The organism is Brevibacterium sp. LE-L (assembly GCF_050214925.1).
Taxonomy (GTDB): Bacteria; Actinomycetota; Actinomycetes; order Actinomycetales; family Brevibacteriaceae; genus Brevibacterium.
Genome location: NZ_CP189759.1, coordinates 3,470,014 through 3,484,946 on the forward strand (window position 1 = coordinate 3,470,014; position 14,933 = coordinate 3,484,946).

At 65.5% G+C, this 14,933-nt stretch carries 16 protein-coding genes; 6 read left to right on the forward strand and 10 right to left on the reverse strand.

Annotated elements, in window-relative coordinates; all coding sequences use genetic code 11:
• Position 1: 1 nt before the first annotated feature.
• Positions 2 to 1,363: an alkylhydroperoxidase domain protein gene (locus tag ACQE2J_RS15845; RefSeq protein WP_426936576.1), complete on the forward strand. Its 1,362-nt coding sequence runs from the start codon at positions 2 to 4 to the stop codon at positions 1,361 to 1,363.
• Here the strand turns inward: ACQE2J_RS15845 and ACQE2J_RS15850 are convergent.
• Together ACQE2J_RS15850 and ACQE2J_RS15855 are read right to left on the reverse strand one after the other, a co-directional pair.
• On the reverse strand, positions 1,317 to 2,000 hold the full coding sequence (locus tag ACQE2J_RS15850) for a class I SAM-dependent methyltransferase (protein ID WP_426936577.1): 684 nt from the start codon (positions 1,998 to 2,000) through the stop codon (positions 1,317 to 1,319). The genes ACQE2J_RS15845 and ACQE2J_RS15850 overlap by 47 nt on opposite strands.
• Positions 2,000 to 2,965, reverse strand: a complete 966-nt coding sequence (locus ACQE2J_RS15855) for an NAD(P)/FAD-dependent oxidoreductase (protein ID WP_426936578.1) — start codon at positions 2,963 to 2,965, stop codon at positions 2,000 to 2,002. Before ACQE2J_RS15855 ends, ACQE2J_RS15850 begins: the two co-directional genes overlap by 1 nt.
• A 113-nt stretch (positions 2,966 to 3,078) precedes the next feature.
• On the opposite strand from ACQE2J_RS15855, the gene ACQE2J_RS15860 reads away from it, so the two are divergent.
• Positions 3,079 to 3,675: a helix-turn-helix domain-containing protein gene (locus ACQE2J_RS15860; RefSeq protein ID WP_426936579.1), complete on the forward strand. Its 597-nt coding sequence runs from the start codon at positions 3,079 to 3,081 to the stop codon at positions 3,673 to 3,675.
• 35 nt (positions 3,676 to 3,710) lie between these two features.
• Here the strand turns inward: ACQE2J_RS15860 and ACQE2J_RS15865 are convergent, their stop codons facing one another.
• The 6 genes from ACQE2J_RS15865 to ACQE2J_RS15890 form a co-directional block, all read right to left on the reverse strand.
• Positions 3,711 to 4,130: a DUF779 domain-containing protein gene (locus tag ACQE2J_RS15865; RefSeq protein WP_135537334.1), complete on the reverse strand. Its 420-nt coding sequence runs from the start codon at positions 4,128 to 4,130 to the stop codon at positions 3,711 to 3,713.
• Positions 4,130 to 5,653, reverse strand: a complete 1,524-nt coding sequence (gene exaC / locus ACQE2J_RS15870; protein WP_135537335.1) for an acetaldehyde dehydrogenase ExaC — start codon at positions 5,651 to 5,653, stop codon at positions 4,130 to 4,132. Before exaC ends, ACQE2J_RS15865 begins: the two co-directional genes overlap by 1 nt.
• 192 nt (positions 5,654 to 5,845) lie before the next feature.
• Positions 5,846 to 6,472: a M23 family metallopeptidase gene (locus tag ACQE2J_RS15875; RefSeq protein WP_426936580.1), complete on the reverse strand. Its 627-nt coding sequence runs from the start codon at positions 6,470 to 6,472 to the stop codon at positions 5,846 to 5,848.
• Positions 6,469 to 7,038, reverse strand: a complete 570-nt coding sequence (locus ACQE2J_RS15880; RefSeq protein WP_135537336.1) for a GNAT family N-acetyltransferase — start codon at positions 7,036 to 7,038, stop codon at positions 6,469 to 6,471. The genes ACQE2J_RS15875 and ACQE2J_RS15880 overlap by 4 nt, the downstream gene beginning before the upstream one ends.
• A complete protein-coding gene (locus ACQE2J_RS15885; RefSeq protein WP_240689533.1) occupies positions 7,035 to 7,262 on the reverse strand; it encodes a GNAT family N-acetyltransferase in 228 nt (75 codons plus the stop codon). The genes ACQE2J_RS15880 and ACQE2J_RS15885 overlap by 4 nt, the downstream gene beginning before the upstream one ends.
• Positions 7,232 to 7,402 carry a hypothetical protein gene (locus ACQE2J_RS15890; protein WP_240689534.1) on the reverse strand — a complete coding sequence of 57 codons (171 nt, stop codon included), beginning with the start codon at positions 7,400 to 7,402 and terminating at the stop codon, positions 7,232 to 7,234. Before ACQE2J_RS15890 ends, ACQE2J_RS15885 begins: the two co-directional genes overlap by 31 nt.
• 58 nt (positions 7,403 to 7,460) lie before the next feature.
• Between ACQE2J_RS15890 and ACQE2J_RS15895 the strand changes: the two genes are divergently transcribed.
• Positions 7,461 to 7,670 carry a hypothetical protein gene (locus tag ACQE2J_RS15895; protein WP_135537337.1) on the forward strand — a complete coding sequence of 70 codons (210 nt, stop codon included), beginning with the start codon at positions 7,461 to 7,463 and terminating at the stop codon, positions 7,668 to 7,670.
• 2 nt (positions 7,671 to 7,672) lie between these two features.
• Here the strand turns inward: ACQE2J_RS15895 and ACQE2J_RS15900 are convergent, their stop codons facing one another.
• On the reverse strand, positions 7,673 to 8,743 hold the full coding sequence (locus tag ACQE2J_RS15900; RefSeq protein WP_135537338.1) for an AI-2E family transporter: 1,071 nt from the start codon (positions 8,741 to 8,743) through the stop codon (positions 7,673 to 7,675).
• A 94-nt stretch (positions 8,744 to 8,837) separates the two neighbouring features.
• Here ACQE2J_RS15900 and ACQE2J_RS15905 point away from each other — a divergent pair, with 94 nt between their 5' ends.
• Together ACQE2J_RS15905 and ACQE2J_RS15910 are read left to right on the forward strand one after the other, a co-directional pair.
• Complete coding sequence (locus ACQE2J_RS15905) at positions 8,838 to 11,543, forward strand: M3 family metallopeptidase (protein ID WP_426936581.1); 2,706 nt, start codon at positions 8,838 to 8,840, stop codon at positions 11,541 to 11,543.
• Entirely contained in the window at positions 11,524 to 12,318 is a 795-nt protein-coding gene (locus ACQE2J_RS15910) for a queuosine precursor transporter (RefSeq protein ID WP_240689535.1), read from the forward strand. Before ACQE2J_RS15905 ends, ACQE2J_RS15910 begins: the two co-directional genes overlap by 20 nt.
• 141 nt (positions 12,319 to 12,459) lie before the next feature.
• On the opposite strand, the gene tgt is transcribed toward ACQE2J_RS15910, so the two are convergent.
• Complete coding sequence (gene tgt / locus ACQE2J_RS15915) at positions 12,460 to 13,713, reverse strand: tRNA guanosine(34) transglycosylase Tgt (RefSeq protein ID WP_205683267.1); 1,254 nt, start codon at positions 13,711 to 13,713, stop codon at positions 12,460 to 12,462.
• A 21-nt stretch (positions 13,714 to 13,734) separates the two neighbouring features.
• Between tgt and mmuM the strand changes: the two genes are divergently transcribed.
• The gene (mmuM, locus tag ACQE2J_RS15920) at positions 13,735 to 14,838 is read left to right on the forward strand and encodes a homocysteine S-methyltransferase (protein WP_135537340.1); all 1,104 of its coding nucleotides are present in this window, start codon (positions 13,735 to 13,737) and stop codon (positions 14,836 to 14,838) included.
• The last annotated feature ends 95 nt before the right edge of the window (positions 14,839 to 14,933 follow it).

Here is a 14,933-nt window from a genome sequence, read left to right on the forward strand (position 1 = left end):
GATGGCCGACATCATCAACCTCCTCGCGGGGATCGCTGCGAACGATCCTCTCGATGCCCTCCGTGACCACCGGGCCCAGGCCAAGGAGAACGCACAGCTGAGCTTCGAAGCGCTGCTCGAACCGGCTGATCCGGCCGAAGTGAGCTACCGCGACCGCTACGCGGTCGCTGCCTTCACTGCAGGCCTGCTCGGGGCTCCGCGCGCCGAGGAGTTCTACCGTGATCTGCTCCGCGATGAAGACGAGTCCGCGTCGTGGGCGGTCGCCGAACTCCTCGACGATGCGACCGCGGCTGCGGGTGCGGGAGCGGCTGCGGGACCCGGCCCGGACGACGAGTCCGATTCGGCTGCGATGTCCGGCGTGCACGGACCGTACGGCATCTACGAATCCTCGGCTCTGGCACAGGAGAGCGTCCCGGGTCCGTGGCTCGCCGCGCGAGAGGCGACGGCGGACCGTCTCGGCGAGAAGCTCGTGGCCGGACTCGAATTCGCTCATCTGCTCGTGCTCCATCCGCGCGATTGCCGTCCCGGGCATCTCGCGCTCCTGCTCGAGGCAGGATGGGACGAGGACGGCATCGTCACCCTCGCCCAGCTCGTGTCGTTCCTCAATTTCCAGATCCGCATCAGCACCGGTCTGGCAGCACTGACCAGTGCGACTCCGACGCCGGACGTTCCCGCACCTCGGACTCCGGGCTCGTCGGACGACACCTCCACCTCGGCACAGGTGGAGCGGGCACTGAGCCACGTCGGGGACCGGGTGAAGACCCATCCGACTCTCACACGGCCCGAGCTGTTCCAGCAGGCCGGGCTCGGCTGGGTGCCGTGGATCGCCCCCGTCGCCGAGGCGGATCTCACCGATGCCCAACGTGATGCCCTTGTCGAGGCGGGACGGGCGAAGAACCCCTATTTCCGTCTCCTCGCCCGCGATCCGGCAGCGTTGAAAGCGCGCACGCTGACCGATTTCGACATCTTCTTCAACACCACTGACGGTGTGGGTCGGGCCGAACGCGAACTCGCGGCCACTGCGGCCTCGCGGCTCAACGGCTGCCTCTTCTGCGCCTCGATCCACGCGGATCGGGCCACCGAGGAATCGGGCCGATGGGATCTCGTGCAGCGGCTGCTCGATGAGGGCATCGGTACGACGTCCCGCCTCGGCGATCCGGTGTGGGATGCCGTCGTCGATGCCTCGGTTGCGCTCACACTGACCCCGCAGTCCTTCGGACCCGATCACGTTGCCACGCTGCGTCAGGCCGGGCTCGACGACGCGGACATCATCGATGTCCTCGGCTGCGCGGCGTTCTTCAACTGGGCGAATCGCCTCATGCTCTCGCTCGGTGAGCCGGAGCTGCTGAAGCCGGGGAAGTGAGACGGACGACGACATCGTCGACGGTGGTCGGGTGACCGCTGGGGCCGAGGATCGTCCGTCGGGATTCCTCGGCGGTCATGACCGTCCATTCGTCAGGGTCGAAGCGGGCCGTGATGGAGGCGGCGGTCGCTGAGGCCTCGACCGGCGGCGCGGTATGCCCGTGCTCGTCGTGGTTGTGGTTCTTCGGACTCTGGCCGTGGTCGTGATGGAGGTGGCCGACGATGAGCAGGGTTCCGCCCGGTGCCACCCAGGACGCGATCCGGTCGTAGAACTCCCGCTGCGGAATCGCCGGGTGCGCGTAGTGGGTGGTGACGAGGTCGAACCGGGTCTCCGGCTGCCAAGCGGACAGGTCTGCCCGGACCCAGCGGATGTGGCGCTCCAGTCCGAGGGCCGCAGCCCGGTCCTGAGCCGTGTCCAAGGCCGTGTCGGAGATGTCCGCGCCGGTGACATTCCACCCCTGGCTCGCGAGCCAGAGCGCTTCCGTGCCGGCTCCGCAACCTGCGTCGAGCGCGGTTCCCGGTTCGAGTTCGCTGACTTGGTCGATCAGGTGCGGATTCGGGTCCCCGGAGCTCATCATCGCCCCGCGCTCTCCGCTCCAGGTGCCTTCCCAGTAGTCCTTGTCGAATGAGTGCGTCATCAGCCGACCCTTCCTGCTCGGCGAGCCTCCAGCTGCTCCACGGCCAAGTCGAGGTCCTCGTTGATGAGAATGGAGTTGATGTGCTGGGCGGCGAGCGCTCCTGCGGCCGCGGCTCCACTGACCTGAGCGCCGATGTCGGTGGCGTTGCCGGCCGCCCAGACTCCGGGCATCGCGGTCTGTCCGAAGGCGTCGGTCTCGATGAACGCGCCGGCCGGGTGCGAGGTGGGTTCGAGGCCGATGCCGGAGAACAGCTCTGATCGGGCGACCATCGGCGTGGCCACGACGGCGGCATCGACGGCGACGACATTCCCGTCGTCGAGACGCACGCCAGTGAGGCGGTCCTCGACGATCTCGAGACTGTCGATGCCGCCGTCGATGACGGGAATGTCGAGAGCCTCGAGTTTCGTCTGCTCGTCCTCGGTCAGCCTGTGGTCGCCGGCGAAGAGCATGACATTCGCACTCCACTGTCGGAACAGGAACGCCTTGTGGACTGCCATCGGATCGGTGACCAACACTCCGATGCGGCTGTCGCGGACCTCCCAGCCGTGGCAGTACGGGCAATGGAGCACTCCGTGTCCCCACTGTTCGCGCACCCCGGGGATCGCGGGCAGCTCGTCGACCAGCCCGGTCGCGATGAGCAGGGTCCTGCTCCTGATCGGACCGGCTCCGCGCAGAGTGAGTGTGAACCCGGTGTCATCACGCGTGACGCCGATGACCTCGTCATCGACGATCTCCCCGCCGTATCCGCGGACCTCCTCACGTCCCCGCGCCAGCAGCCGGTCGGGGCGGATGCCTTCGTGGCCGAGCAGCCCGTGGACCGCTTCTGCCGGTGCGTTGCGGGGCTGTCCCGCATCGACGAGTGTCACCGCCCGACGTGCGCGGACCAGGGTCAGTGCGGCGCTCAGTCCTGCCGCTCCTGCTCCAATGATGACGACGTCTCGGAGCGCGTCGGTGTCTTCTGCCATGATCTCGTCCTCCCGATCGTTCCGGGACCGCCGCTCTGGCGCCCGGATGTTCCGATCATGACGAGACCTGAGCGGTATTGCAATTGGATTTTCCGAATGGCAAACTCAGGGTCATGGATGATCCGATGAATCGCACTCTCGATGCCGTGGGGCCACGGCTGAAGCAGCTGCGTCAGCGCCGCGACATCACGTTGAGTGACCTTGCCGCCGAGACGGGAATCTCGATCAGCACACTGTCTCGGCTCGAAGCCGGCCACCGACGCCCCACGCTCGAACAGCTGCTGCCCCTGGCACGCGCCTTCGGAGCCACTCTCGACGAACTCGTCGACGCCCCGCCGACCGGCGACCCGCGCGTGAATATGCGCCCGATCCCTACCCGCGACGGGCGGACGATCCTTCCGCTGACACGACGGGCGGGAGGCATCCAGGCCTACAAGTTCATCCTCCCTGCCGGATCAGACGATGCCGAGCCCGAGCTGCGCACCCATGAGGGCTACGACTGGGCGTTCGTCCTCAACGGTCGGCTCCGGCTCGTCCTCGGAGAGCACGACCTCATTCTCGAGCCCGGGGAGGCCGCAGAGTTCGACACCCGCACCCCGCACTGGTTCGGAGCCACCAGCTCAGGGCCGGTCGAGTTCCTCAGCCTCGTCGGCAAGCAGGGCGAACGCGCCCACGTCAGGGCGGCTCCGAAGCGGGCCGACTCCGTGTAGCGTGGGCGCCCGCCCGCTTGCTCCCGAGTCTCAGCTCAGGCGACGTCCATGAGCGTCGAGCGGATGATGAAGCGGTTGCCCGTCGGTGATTCGACGCTGAAGCCGCCTCCTCGTCCCGGCACCACATCGATGGTCAGATGCGTGTGCTTCCAGTACTCGAACTGCTCGGTCGACATCCAGAAGTCCAGTCCGGCCTTCTCGGAATCTTCGATGGGCAATTCGAAGTGGCCCAGCAGCACGTCGGCCTCCGACGTGAGGAAGTCCCCTTCGGGGAAGCACATCGGCGACGATCCGTCACAGCATCCGCCGGACTGATGGAACATGAGCTGCCCGTGCTTGTCGACGAGGCCGGCGAGCAGGTCGACGGCGGCTTGAGTCATCGCCACTCGCGATCTCCCTTCGCCTTCGATCGTCGGTGTCGATTCGAGAACGGCTGTTTCGGCTGTATCACTCATCAGAAGAATCCTTGTGCGCTTTCGGAGTAGCTGACCAGCAGGTTCTTCGTCTGCTGGTAGTGGTCGAGCATCATCTTGTGGTTCTCGCGGCCGATGCCCGAGGACTTGTATCCGCCGAAGGCCGCGTGGGCCGGGTAGGCGTGGAAGTTGTTCACCCACACACGGCCGGCTTGGATGTCACGTCCGGCCCGGTAGGCGGTGTTGCCGGTACGCGACCAGACTCCGGCACCGAGGCCGTAGAGGGTGTCATTGGCGATCGAGATCGCATCGTCGTAGTCGGAGAACGAAGTCAGGGCGACGACCGGACCGAAGATCTCCTCCTGGAAGACACGCATCGTGTTCGTGCCTTTGAAGATCGTCGGCTGGATGTAGAAGCCGCCGGCGAGGTCTCCGTCGAGTTCGGCCTTGTCGCCGCCGATGAGCACCTCGGCGCCTTCGTCTCGGCCGATCTTGAGGTAGGACATGATCTTCTCGAACTGGTCGTTCGAGGCCTGTGCACCGACCTGGGTGTCGGTGTCGAGCGGATTGCCCTGCTTGATGGCGCGTACGCGTTCGACGCCGGCGGCCACGAAGTCGTCGAAGATCGAGTCCTGGACGAGCGCACGGGATGGGCAGGTGCAGACCTCTCCCTGGTTGAGCGCGAACATCGCGAATCCTTCGAGGGCTTTGTCCCGGTAGCTGTCATCGGCGTCCATGACGTCGTCGAAGAAGATGTTCGGTGACTTGCCGCCGAGCTCCAGGGTCACCGGGATGATGTTCTGCGAGGCGTACTGCATGATCAGTCGACCGGTCGTCGTCTCACCGGTGAACGCGACCTTGCGAATGCGCTTGTTCGACGCCAGGGGCTTTCCGGCCTCGACTCCGAAGCCGTTGATGATGTTGAGGACTCCGGCCGGCAGCAGGTCACCGATGAGTTCGGCGAGGACGAGGATCGACGCCGGAGTCTGCTCCGCAGGTTTGAGGACGACGCAGTTGCCGGCGGCGAGCGCCGGGGCCAGCTTCCAGGTCGCCATGAGCAGGGGGAAGTTCCAGGGGATGATCTGTCCGACGACGCCGAGGGGTTCCTGGAAGTGGTAGGCGACGGTGTCGTCGTCGATCTGCGAGATTCCGCCCTCCTGCGCCCTGATCGCCGAGGCGAAATAGCGGAAGTGGTCGACGGCCAGCGGCAGGTCCGCGGCCAACGGTTCGCGGATGCCCTTGCCGTTGTCCCAGGTCTCGGCGACGGCGAGCATCTCGAGGTTGTTCTCGATCCGGTCGGCGATCTTGAGCAGGATGTTCGCCCGCTCCGTGGTCGAGGTCTTGCCCCAGGCCGGGGCCGCCGCCCAGGCCGCGTCGAGGGCGGTCTCGACATCGTCTGCCGTGGAGCTGGGGATCTCTGTGAACACCTGGCCGGTGACGGGGGTGATGTTCTCGAAGTAGTTGCCGTCCTTCGGCGGCACCCACTCTCCGCCGATGTAGTTCTCATAGCGCGATTTGAACGTGATGAGAGAACCGTCGGTTCCGGGTGCTGAGTAGACTGCCATGACACTCCTTCGTGTGAGTCCATCCGCTCGGATTCCTCTGTCACGCCCGATGCACTGACCGGCGTCCACCGAGTCGATGGATAACGTCCTCTCACCATAGGCCGGACTGTCCGACGGGACAATAGGTCGGCGGTTCTCGGCAGAGAGTTCGTCCGCAGGCAGAACGGTGCTCTGCACGTGTCTCCTCGCGCCTCAGACCGCGATGATCGAACCGTTTGAGGGCAGGGACCCTCTGAACGATATTCGCCGAGCGGCGGCTCGCTCGATATCGGAGCCGTCGAGCGCTTGAACGTGCAGATGAGGTTCCGTGCTGTTGCCCGAGTTCCCGCAGCGGCCGATCTCCTGACCGACATGCACATCCTGACCCGGTCGAACCCGAGCACTGCCCCGCTGCAGATGGCACAGAGCCACGATTCCACCGGAGCTCTTGATCATCACATGGTTTCCGGCCAGCGCCCGCCACCCCGCTTCGGCACGCCTGCGCTGAGTCAGCGCATAGCCGAGTGAGGGCAGGCCCCGATAGGCAGGATGATCGAATTCGGAATCGTGGACGGTCATCACCGTGCCATCGGTCGGGGCGAGCACGGAACGGCCGAAGCCTGTGAAATTCTCTGGAGGCTCAGACCGCACCAGCGATCCGAGAGTGAAGACCGCCGACCTCCCTGCATCGTCGACCGGTACGAAGTCGATGCTGAAGGAGGTCGCGAACATCGTTGTACCATGACTCGGCACGCGATCGGCCGGGCTGTTCTGTACCAGCCAACGACCGGTGAAGGGGAACTCCAGGTCGAGACTTGCCGCTTCCATCGGATCCGTCATCGTCCGCGTCCAGTTCGCCGAATGGCAGCATAGAGAACCATATCCCTGCGCTCCCTGCCGATCATCTGATGGCCTGCCAGCACGCCTTCTCGCACGTAACCGGCGTGTTCTGCCGTTCGCAGTGACGAGACATTCCACGGTTCTATGAAGAGTGTGACTCTGTACAGACCAGGAATCGTCCACGCGAATTCGGTCAGCAGTGCCAGCGCCTCGCTCGCAAGTCCCTGTTTCCTCTGCGAAGGAACGATCGCATACCCTGCAGTCGCGCGCCCTTCCCCCAGCTCCTTCAGCCACAAGCCGCAATGACCGACAGCGTCGTCATCCGTCCGTCTGGCTATCGTGAATGAGAAACCGGTTCCCTCGCGATTCCTCTTCTGCTGGCGACTCAGCCACGCCTTCGCCTGCTGCTCCGTCGCGCAGCTCGGCAGCGATCCCGTCAGAGGCACATAGGGATCGGTCGAGAGTTCACGCGCCATTGCACTGTCTCGCGCTTCCACCGCTCGCAGGCGAACTCGACCACGAGCAGGAGACGTCGCCGGCCAGGGCGGAATTGCGGAGCTCGTCATATCAGCGGCTTGACCATGATCAGGCAGGGCGTGCTTTCGCCCCACAGGTCGGTCTCCTCGAGCGAAATGAATCCCGCCGTCTCGTAGAAGTGCCGGGTTCGCGCATAGTTCGCATCGCTGTGCGAAAACCCGAGAGTCTTCACTTGCAGCAATTTCACCCCACGCTTCCGGGCATCGGCACTGATCGCCCGCATCATCGCCGTCCCGACCCCCGCACCGTCCATGTCTCCATGGTGCGTGCCTCGTCGATGTATTCTGCATTCGATTCGGGCCTGCCGAACCATTCCGGCACGGTCGCAAGCAGACGCTCCACATCCTCGGGGACCGCTTCGTCGCGGTGTGCCGCCCATCGTGTCTGAGCCATGATCCCCATCTTAGGTGCGACACAGAACCGTCAACTCTGCGTTGTTAGACTCACGTCCATGAGTGAGCCCCAAAGCCCCGTCCTCCGTCTGATCCCGTATCTCGCGGCGATCACCGCGGCCGTCTTCATCACACTGCCGCGTCTCGGCGGCGACGGGGATCTGCTCATCAACCTCGTCTTCGGGGCCGTGGCGTATTTCGCCGCGTACTACATCGTCAAGCTCATCATCCACGTCATCGTCACCCGCATCGACGATGATCCTTCCTGACCCTACTTCTTCGCCTGCGCGGGCACGACGACCTTGCGGATGACGATGAGCGCCGAGGCGGCCACCGGCACCGCGACGACCGCACCGAGCACACCGCCGAGGGTTCCGCCGGCGATCGCTGCGATGATGACGAGCGCTCCGGGCACGTCGACAGCGGCCTTCATGATGCGCGGGCTGAGCAGATAGGCCTCGACCTGCATGTAGACGAGGTAGTAGATGCCTGCGGCGATGCCGAGCCCCGGCGAGACCATGAGGCACGATGCCGTGATGATGATCGCACCCGCGATTGGGCCGACGAGCGGAATGAGCGAGGCGAGGAACGCGATGAAGGCGAGCAGCGCCGGCAGGGGCGCGCCGATGATGGACAGGAAGATCGCCGAGCACACACCGTTGACGATTCCCAGGGACAGCTGGCCGAGGACGTAGCGTCCGATGGAGCGGGTGACCTCCTCGGTGACGGATTCGACCGTCGGCCGCGAGGAGGCCGCAACCAGGGAGAACATTGCGGATTTGATCGTCGGCATCGTCACGGCGAAGTAGATGGTGAGGATGACGACGATGATCACGCCGGTGAGGAAACTGAGGATCCCCGCCCCGATCGACACGACACCGCCGCCGACGGAGAGCACATTCTTCGGATCCGAGACCCATGCGCCGATGTTCGCAAACACCGCATCGATGTCGATCGCACCGGTGAACTGCTTTTCGAGTTCCGTCACCCACCCCGTCGCCGCGAGGTTCGCCACGATCCCGGGCAGATCCGCGATGAACGTCTGGATCTGACTGATCACGGCCGGGGCGATTAGCAGCGCCACCCCGACGACGATGAGGATGAAGGCTGCGACGACGATGAGGACCGCCAGCGAGCGCGGCACCTTGCGTGCGACGAACCACTGCACGATCGGGTCGAGTCCGAGGGCGAGGAACAGTGCCAGACCGACGTAGATGAGCAGGGTTGCCACGGACTGCAGCGCCGTCATCAGCGCGATCGCCAGTCCCACACCCAGAGCGCCGGTGAAGCCGACCCGGAATGCGTTGTTGAGTGTCAGGGATTTGCCCTGCCCAGTGCCCATGACCTCAAGTGTAACCAGCGATCATGCGCCGGTCGGCACTCTCACGTTAGGATCGGCTGGAGACCCCAACCGTAGAGAAAGTGGTATGTCGAGAATGAACGCAGAACCGAACAGCATCGATGTCTGGGAGGCGTTCCTCGACCCGCAGGGCGACTATTCGCTGCCCGACTTCACCGCGGTGACCCCGGAGGCCCTGTTGACCGCGGTTCACACGGCGACCGATTTCGCCCGCGCCGAGGTGGCCGCCATCATCGCTGATGAAGCGGAGTCCACGTTCTTCTCCACCACCGTGAGGTTCGAGTCCGCGTCCGTGCCGATGACCCGCATCGCCTCCGTGGCCGCGGCCGTCGAGTCGAATCATCTGCGTCCTGAACTCACCGACGCCATCGCCGAGGTGTGGGAGGTCCTGTCCGCGACCCGCACCGAGATCCTGCTCGACGTCGACCTCTTCCACCGGATCGAACAGGTCTCGGTCACCGACCTCAACCCCGAGGACAAACGGCAGCAGGAGCTCACCGTCGAACTCTTCGTCCGGGCCGGTGCCCGCCTCGGCGAGGAGGGCCGGGAGCAGATGGCCACGATCGCGGCGGAACTGACCACGCTGGAGAACTCCTTCTCCCGCGCCCTGCAGCTCGATACACGGGAACTGGCCGTCCACCTCGTCGAGGTCGAAGCCCTGGCCGGGATGAACGAGGACCAGATCGCGGCAGCGGCGAATCGCGCGAACGAGCGCGGGATCGACGGCTACCTGCTGCCGCTGAACAACTTCACGCAGCAGATCGTGCTCGAATCCCTCAACACGGCGCAGACCCGTCGGCACGTGCTGAACAATTCGATGGCCCGCGGGTCCCGCGGCGGCGACGGGGACACCCGCACCCAGGTCGCTGACACCACGGCGCTGCGCGCCCTGCAGGCGCACCTGCTCGGATACCCCTCGTATTCGTCGTTCGCCATCGACAATCAGACCGCAGGCAACCCCGATGCCGCCGCGGACATCGTCTCTTCCCTCATCAATCCCGCGAATGCCCAACTCGATGAGGAGCTCGCGCAGATCAAGGACCGCTACGGCCTCGAAGCGGTCGCAGCCGAGGACGTCAAGCACTATCTGGCGAAGTTCCGGGCCGACGAATTCGGCATCGACCCCGACGAAGTGGCCAAGTACTTCGAGTTCGACACCGTGCTCACCGAAGGAGTCTTCCGCGCCGCGACCGGTCTCTACGGCATCACCTTCGCCCCTTATGACGGAGTCCGCGCCTGGCACGAGGACGTCCGCGCCTTTGAAGTCACCGATACCACCGAACGCCCCCTGGGACTCGTGCTCATCGACCCGTATGCCCGAGATACGAAGCGCGGCGGCGCCTGGATGGACCAGCTGGTTCCGGCCTCCCGCCTGACGGGGCTGCTGCCGGTCGTCACTCTCTCGCTCAACCTCGCCAAGCCGGGACAGGGACGGCCCACCCTGCTCAACCCGACCGAGCTGACGACCTTCTTCCACGAATTCGGCCATGTCCTCCACGGGCTGTTCGCGAACTCGACATACCCGTCGACTGCGGGCACCGCGGTACCGCGCGACTATGTCGAATTCCCCTCCCAGCTCAACGAGATGTGGCGCTTCCACCCGCAGGTCCTCCCCCACTTCGCCAAGCACGTCGACACGGGTGAGCCGATGCCGGCCGAACTCGTCGACGCCCTCATCGCCAGTGAGAAGTTCGGGCAGGGCTTCGACACGATCGAATACCTCGCCGCGGCCATGCTCGACCTGTCCTGGCATTCGCTCGAAGCCGGCGAGCACATCACCGATGTGCTGTCCTTCGAATCCGAAGTGCTTGCCGCTGCCGGGTTCTCCCCGCTCGTTCCGCCGCGCTACCGGTCGACGTACTTCGGGCACATCTTCGCCTCCGGTTATGCATCCGGCTACTACTCCTACCTCTACTCCGAGGTCATCGCCGCCTGGGTGAGCGAATGGTTCGACGAGCAGGGCGGGCTCAGCCGCGAGGCCGGCGATGCCTTCCGCGAGGCCATTCTCGCTCCCGGCTATTCGGTCGACCCGATGTCGGCGATCGAACGCTTCTTCGGCACCCGCCCCGATGTCGGCCCGCTCCTGCGCCGCCGCGGACTCGCCGAACCCGTGACCGAGGCCGAGGCAGAGGCAGAGGCAGAGACTGAGGTTGAGGCTGAAGGTACTGAAGCGGATGCGAACGCGGAGGCCGGCGCGGGCACGGGTGCGAGCCTCGGCGCGGAATCGGTGGGTGAGTCGGACCCCGCCGAGGAGGTCACTGCCGAGTCCGGGCCCGGAGCCGCCTCGTCGAGCGGGGAGACGAAGATCCACCCCAACCATGAGGCGGTCGCGGCCGATCTCGTCGCCGCGGGCATCGAACCGCGCATCGAAATCTTCACCGAATCGACGCCGACCGCGGCGACCGCAGCCGAAGCTCTGGGTATCGAGGTCGGGGCGATCGCGAACAGCCTCATCTTCTCCGCGGCCGGTTCCCCGGTGCTCATCATGGCCTCGGGAGCCCACCGCGTCGACACCGCGCATGTGGCGTCACTCATCGGAGTCGACTCGCTCGACCGGGCGAGCAAGGAACTCGTCCGTGAGGCGACCGGTCACGTCATCGGCGGTGTCGCCCCCTGCGGTCATCCGGGCCCGATTCCCACTTTCGTCGATGTCACGCTCAAGGATTATCCTGTTCTCTGGGCCGGCGCGGGGACGCCGAATTCGATGATGCCCCTGACGTATGAGCAGCTGCTCACCGTCACGGGAGGGAAGGAAATCACCGTTGTCGCAGAAGAGTCCTGAGGCGGAGTCTGGGCGCTCGGCGTCGGAGTCCGAACGTTCCGAAGCGGAGTCTGGGCAGCCGGGTCGAGCAGTCGACTCGGCGGACACCGACACCACCTCCGCTGCACGCTTCGCAGCTTTCGCTTCCTCTCGGGGCCGCTACTATGCGGTCTTCCTCGCCGTGTTCTGCGCGGTGCTCATCATCTCGAACATCTCGGCCACGAAGGTCATCGGCTTCGGTCCGATCGTCACCGACGGCGGCGCTTTCCTCTTCCCCATCGCGTACATCCTCGGCGATGTGATCAGCGAGGTGTACGGCTTCAAAGCCGCCCGCAAGGCTGTGATCACCGGATTCGGCCTGCAGATCCTCGCGACCTTCGTGTTCTGGCTCGTACTCATCTCCCCACCGGGGCCCGGCTATGAGAATCAGGAAGCCTTCGCCGCGGTGCTCGGCTTCTACCCGCGCATCGTCGCGGCCTCGCTCGTCGGGTACTTCGTCGGCCAGCTGCTCAATTCGTGGGTGCTCGTGGCCGTGAAGAAGCGGATGGGCGAGTCGAAGCTGTGGGTGCGGCTGCTGACCTCGACGGGTGTCGGCGAGTTCGTCGATACGCTGCTGTTCTGCGTCATCGCCTTCGCCGGAGTCATCCCGGGCCTCGACTTCCTCAACTACATCATCGTCGGCTTCGTCTACAAGGTCGCCGTTGAGATCATCTTCCTGCCCGTCACCTACCGGGTCATCAAACTCGTCAAACGCCACGAACCCAGTTACGAGCTCGACCCCGCCGGCGCTCACTGAGGCGTCGTCCGTCGCATTCCGGCCGGCGCTCGAGGCTCAGGTCACGCGAAACTCGAAAAAGTCGTCGCCAGCGGCGTTGTTTTCGAGTTTCGCGTGACCTGAGACGCTGAAGCCCTGCTGGCCACGGCTGCCGGACCCGAGCTACTTCGAGTAATAGCGGCCGAGGACCTCGGACTCGAGTTCGTCGAAGCGGCCATCGATCATCGCCTGCCGGATCTCGGCGACGAGTGAGACGACGAAGTGCTCGTTGTGGATCGTGCACAGCGTGGAGAAGAGCATCTCCTTCGCCTTGTACAGGTGGCGCAGGTAGGCCCGTGAGTAGTTCTGACACGTGTAGCACGAGCAGTCGGGGTCGAGCGGGCCGAAGTCTCTGCGGTACTTCGCCCCGGTGAGGTTGTACCGCCCATCGCGGGTGTAGATCGCAGCGTTGCGGGCCACGCGGGAGGGTGAGACGCAGTCGAAGGTGTCGGCACCGGTCTTGATCGCTTCGAACAGGTCATCGGGTTCGGAGATGCCCAGCAGATGCCGAGGCTTGTTCTCCGGCAGCTCCTCGCACACCCACCGGATGATGATGCCGAGGTTCTCCTTCTCCAGTGCCCCGCCGATGCCGAAACCGTCGAAGTCCATGGCCCCCAGGTCCCTGGCGGCCTTGCGCCGCAGGTCTTCGTACTGCGCACCCTGGAGCACCCCGAAGAGCGCCTGATAGGGCCGGTGCGAACGCTCCTCGGTGAGCCGGAAGTGCTCGTCGATGCAGCGGATCGCCCACTGTCGAGTCCGTTCGAGCGATTCCTCCTGGTAGCCGCGGGTGTTGACGAGCGTGGTCAGCTCGTCGAAGGCGAACATGATGTCGGCACCGAGCTCGTGCTGCACCCGCATCGAGATCTCCGGCGTGAAGCGGTGCATCGACCCGTCGAGATGCGATTTGAACGTCACCCCGTCATCGTCGACGTTCGACAGCCTTTCCTTGCCCACGGCCACGAGTTCGTCGTTCTGCACCCCCGTCGACTCCATCGAGATGACCTTCTTGAACCCCGAACCGAGGCTCATCACCTGGAATCCGCCGGAGTCGGTGAACGTCGGCCCCGGCCAGTTCATGAACTTGCCGAGTCCTCCGGCCTCGTCGATGAGGTCCGAACCGGGCTGCAGATACAGGTGATAGGCGTTGGCGAGCACCGCCTGCCCGCCGAGCTCGGCGACCTCGTCTGGGCGGACGGCCTTGACCGTGGCCTTCGTGCCGACCGGAATGAACGCGGGAGTCTGAATGTCTCCGTGCGGAGTGCGGAGGAGCCCGGTGCGTCCACCCGTGTCCATGCGGGTACCCACCTCGAAGCCGAACTGCGAACGGTCGTTGATGGGCGCAGTCTCGGATGCTGCCGGAGATTCGTCTGTAGTCACCGGACAAGCTTAACTAAGTCCATGACCTTTCCGCAGATACGCACCCACGCCGAGGCGACCGCCCCCATCGTCATCGACGGCGGGTTGGGCACCGCGGCCGAGGACCGCGGCATCGACCTCGACCACGACCTGTGGTCAGCCGAACTCATCCGCAGGAACCCCGACGCCCTCGCCGAGGTGCACGCCGCCTTCGCCGCATCCGGTGCCCGGATCCTCACGACCGCGAGCTATCAGGCGACGCCGCTCGGCTTCGAGCGGGCAGGAATCGGTGCGGCCGAGGGCCGTCGGATCGTCACCGAGAGCGTGCGGATCGCCCGAGCTGCGGCGACCGCAGCCGCAGGCATCGAATCGGAGGGCACAGGCACAGCCGCCGCGACGCCGCACAGGGTGCCGGCCGCAGCGAACGCGAACGCAGGCGAGGCATCGGCTGCAGCCACGAGTGCCGGACCTGCACACATACTCATCGCAGGCTCCGTCGGGCCATATGGTGCCGCGCTGGGCGACGGCGGCGAGTACACCGGTGCCTACCGTCTCAACTCCGAGGAGTACGCGTCCTTTCACCGTCCGCGCATCGAAGCCCTCGCCGAGGCGGGTGCGGACCTGCTCGCCATCGAGACCCAGCCGCGTCTCGACGAGATCCGCGCGATCATGAACCTGGCCGAAGAGGTGGGTCTTCCTGCGTGGGTGAGTGTGACCCTACAGGCAGGCACGGACACGACTCCGCACGACTGCCCCACCCTGCCCGACGGATCGAGCTTGGCCGAACTCGCTGAGGCAGCGTCCGTCTCGGTGGCGGTGAAAGCGATCGGGGTCAACTGTGTGCGTCCTTCGATCGTCGCCCCGGCACTCGCGGAACTCGCGCGGCACACGCAGCTGCCGCTCGTCGCCTACCCGAACTCGGGCGAAACCTATGATGCAGCGGCACTGGCCTGGGCCGGTGAGCGCACGGAGGCGGGAACCAACTCGTCGCCAGTGGCGGGGGTCGAGACGTGGCCGGTCGCGGAGTGGGCCCGACTCGGGGCGCAGATCATCGGCGGCTGCTGCCGGGTTCGGCCCGCCGATATCGCGGTGCTGAGCGGCGGTCTGGAACCCACTGGCTGCCAAGGGCCGACCGGCGACCGGTGATCGACCGGAAACCGACCAGCCACCGGAGACCGACCAGCGATCGGCCGGGACCGATAGGAGACCGGTGATCGACCGGCGACTCAGCCCTGAACAGC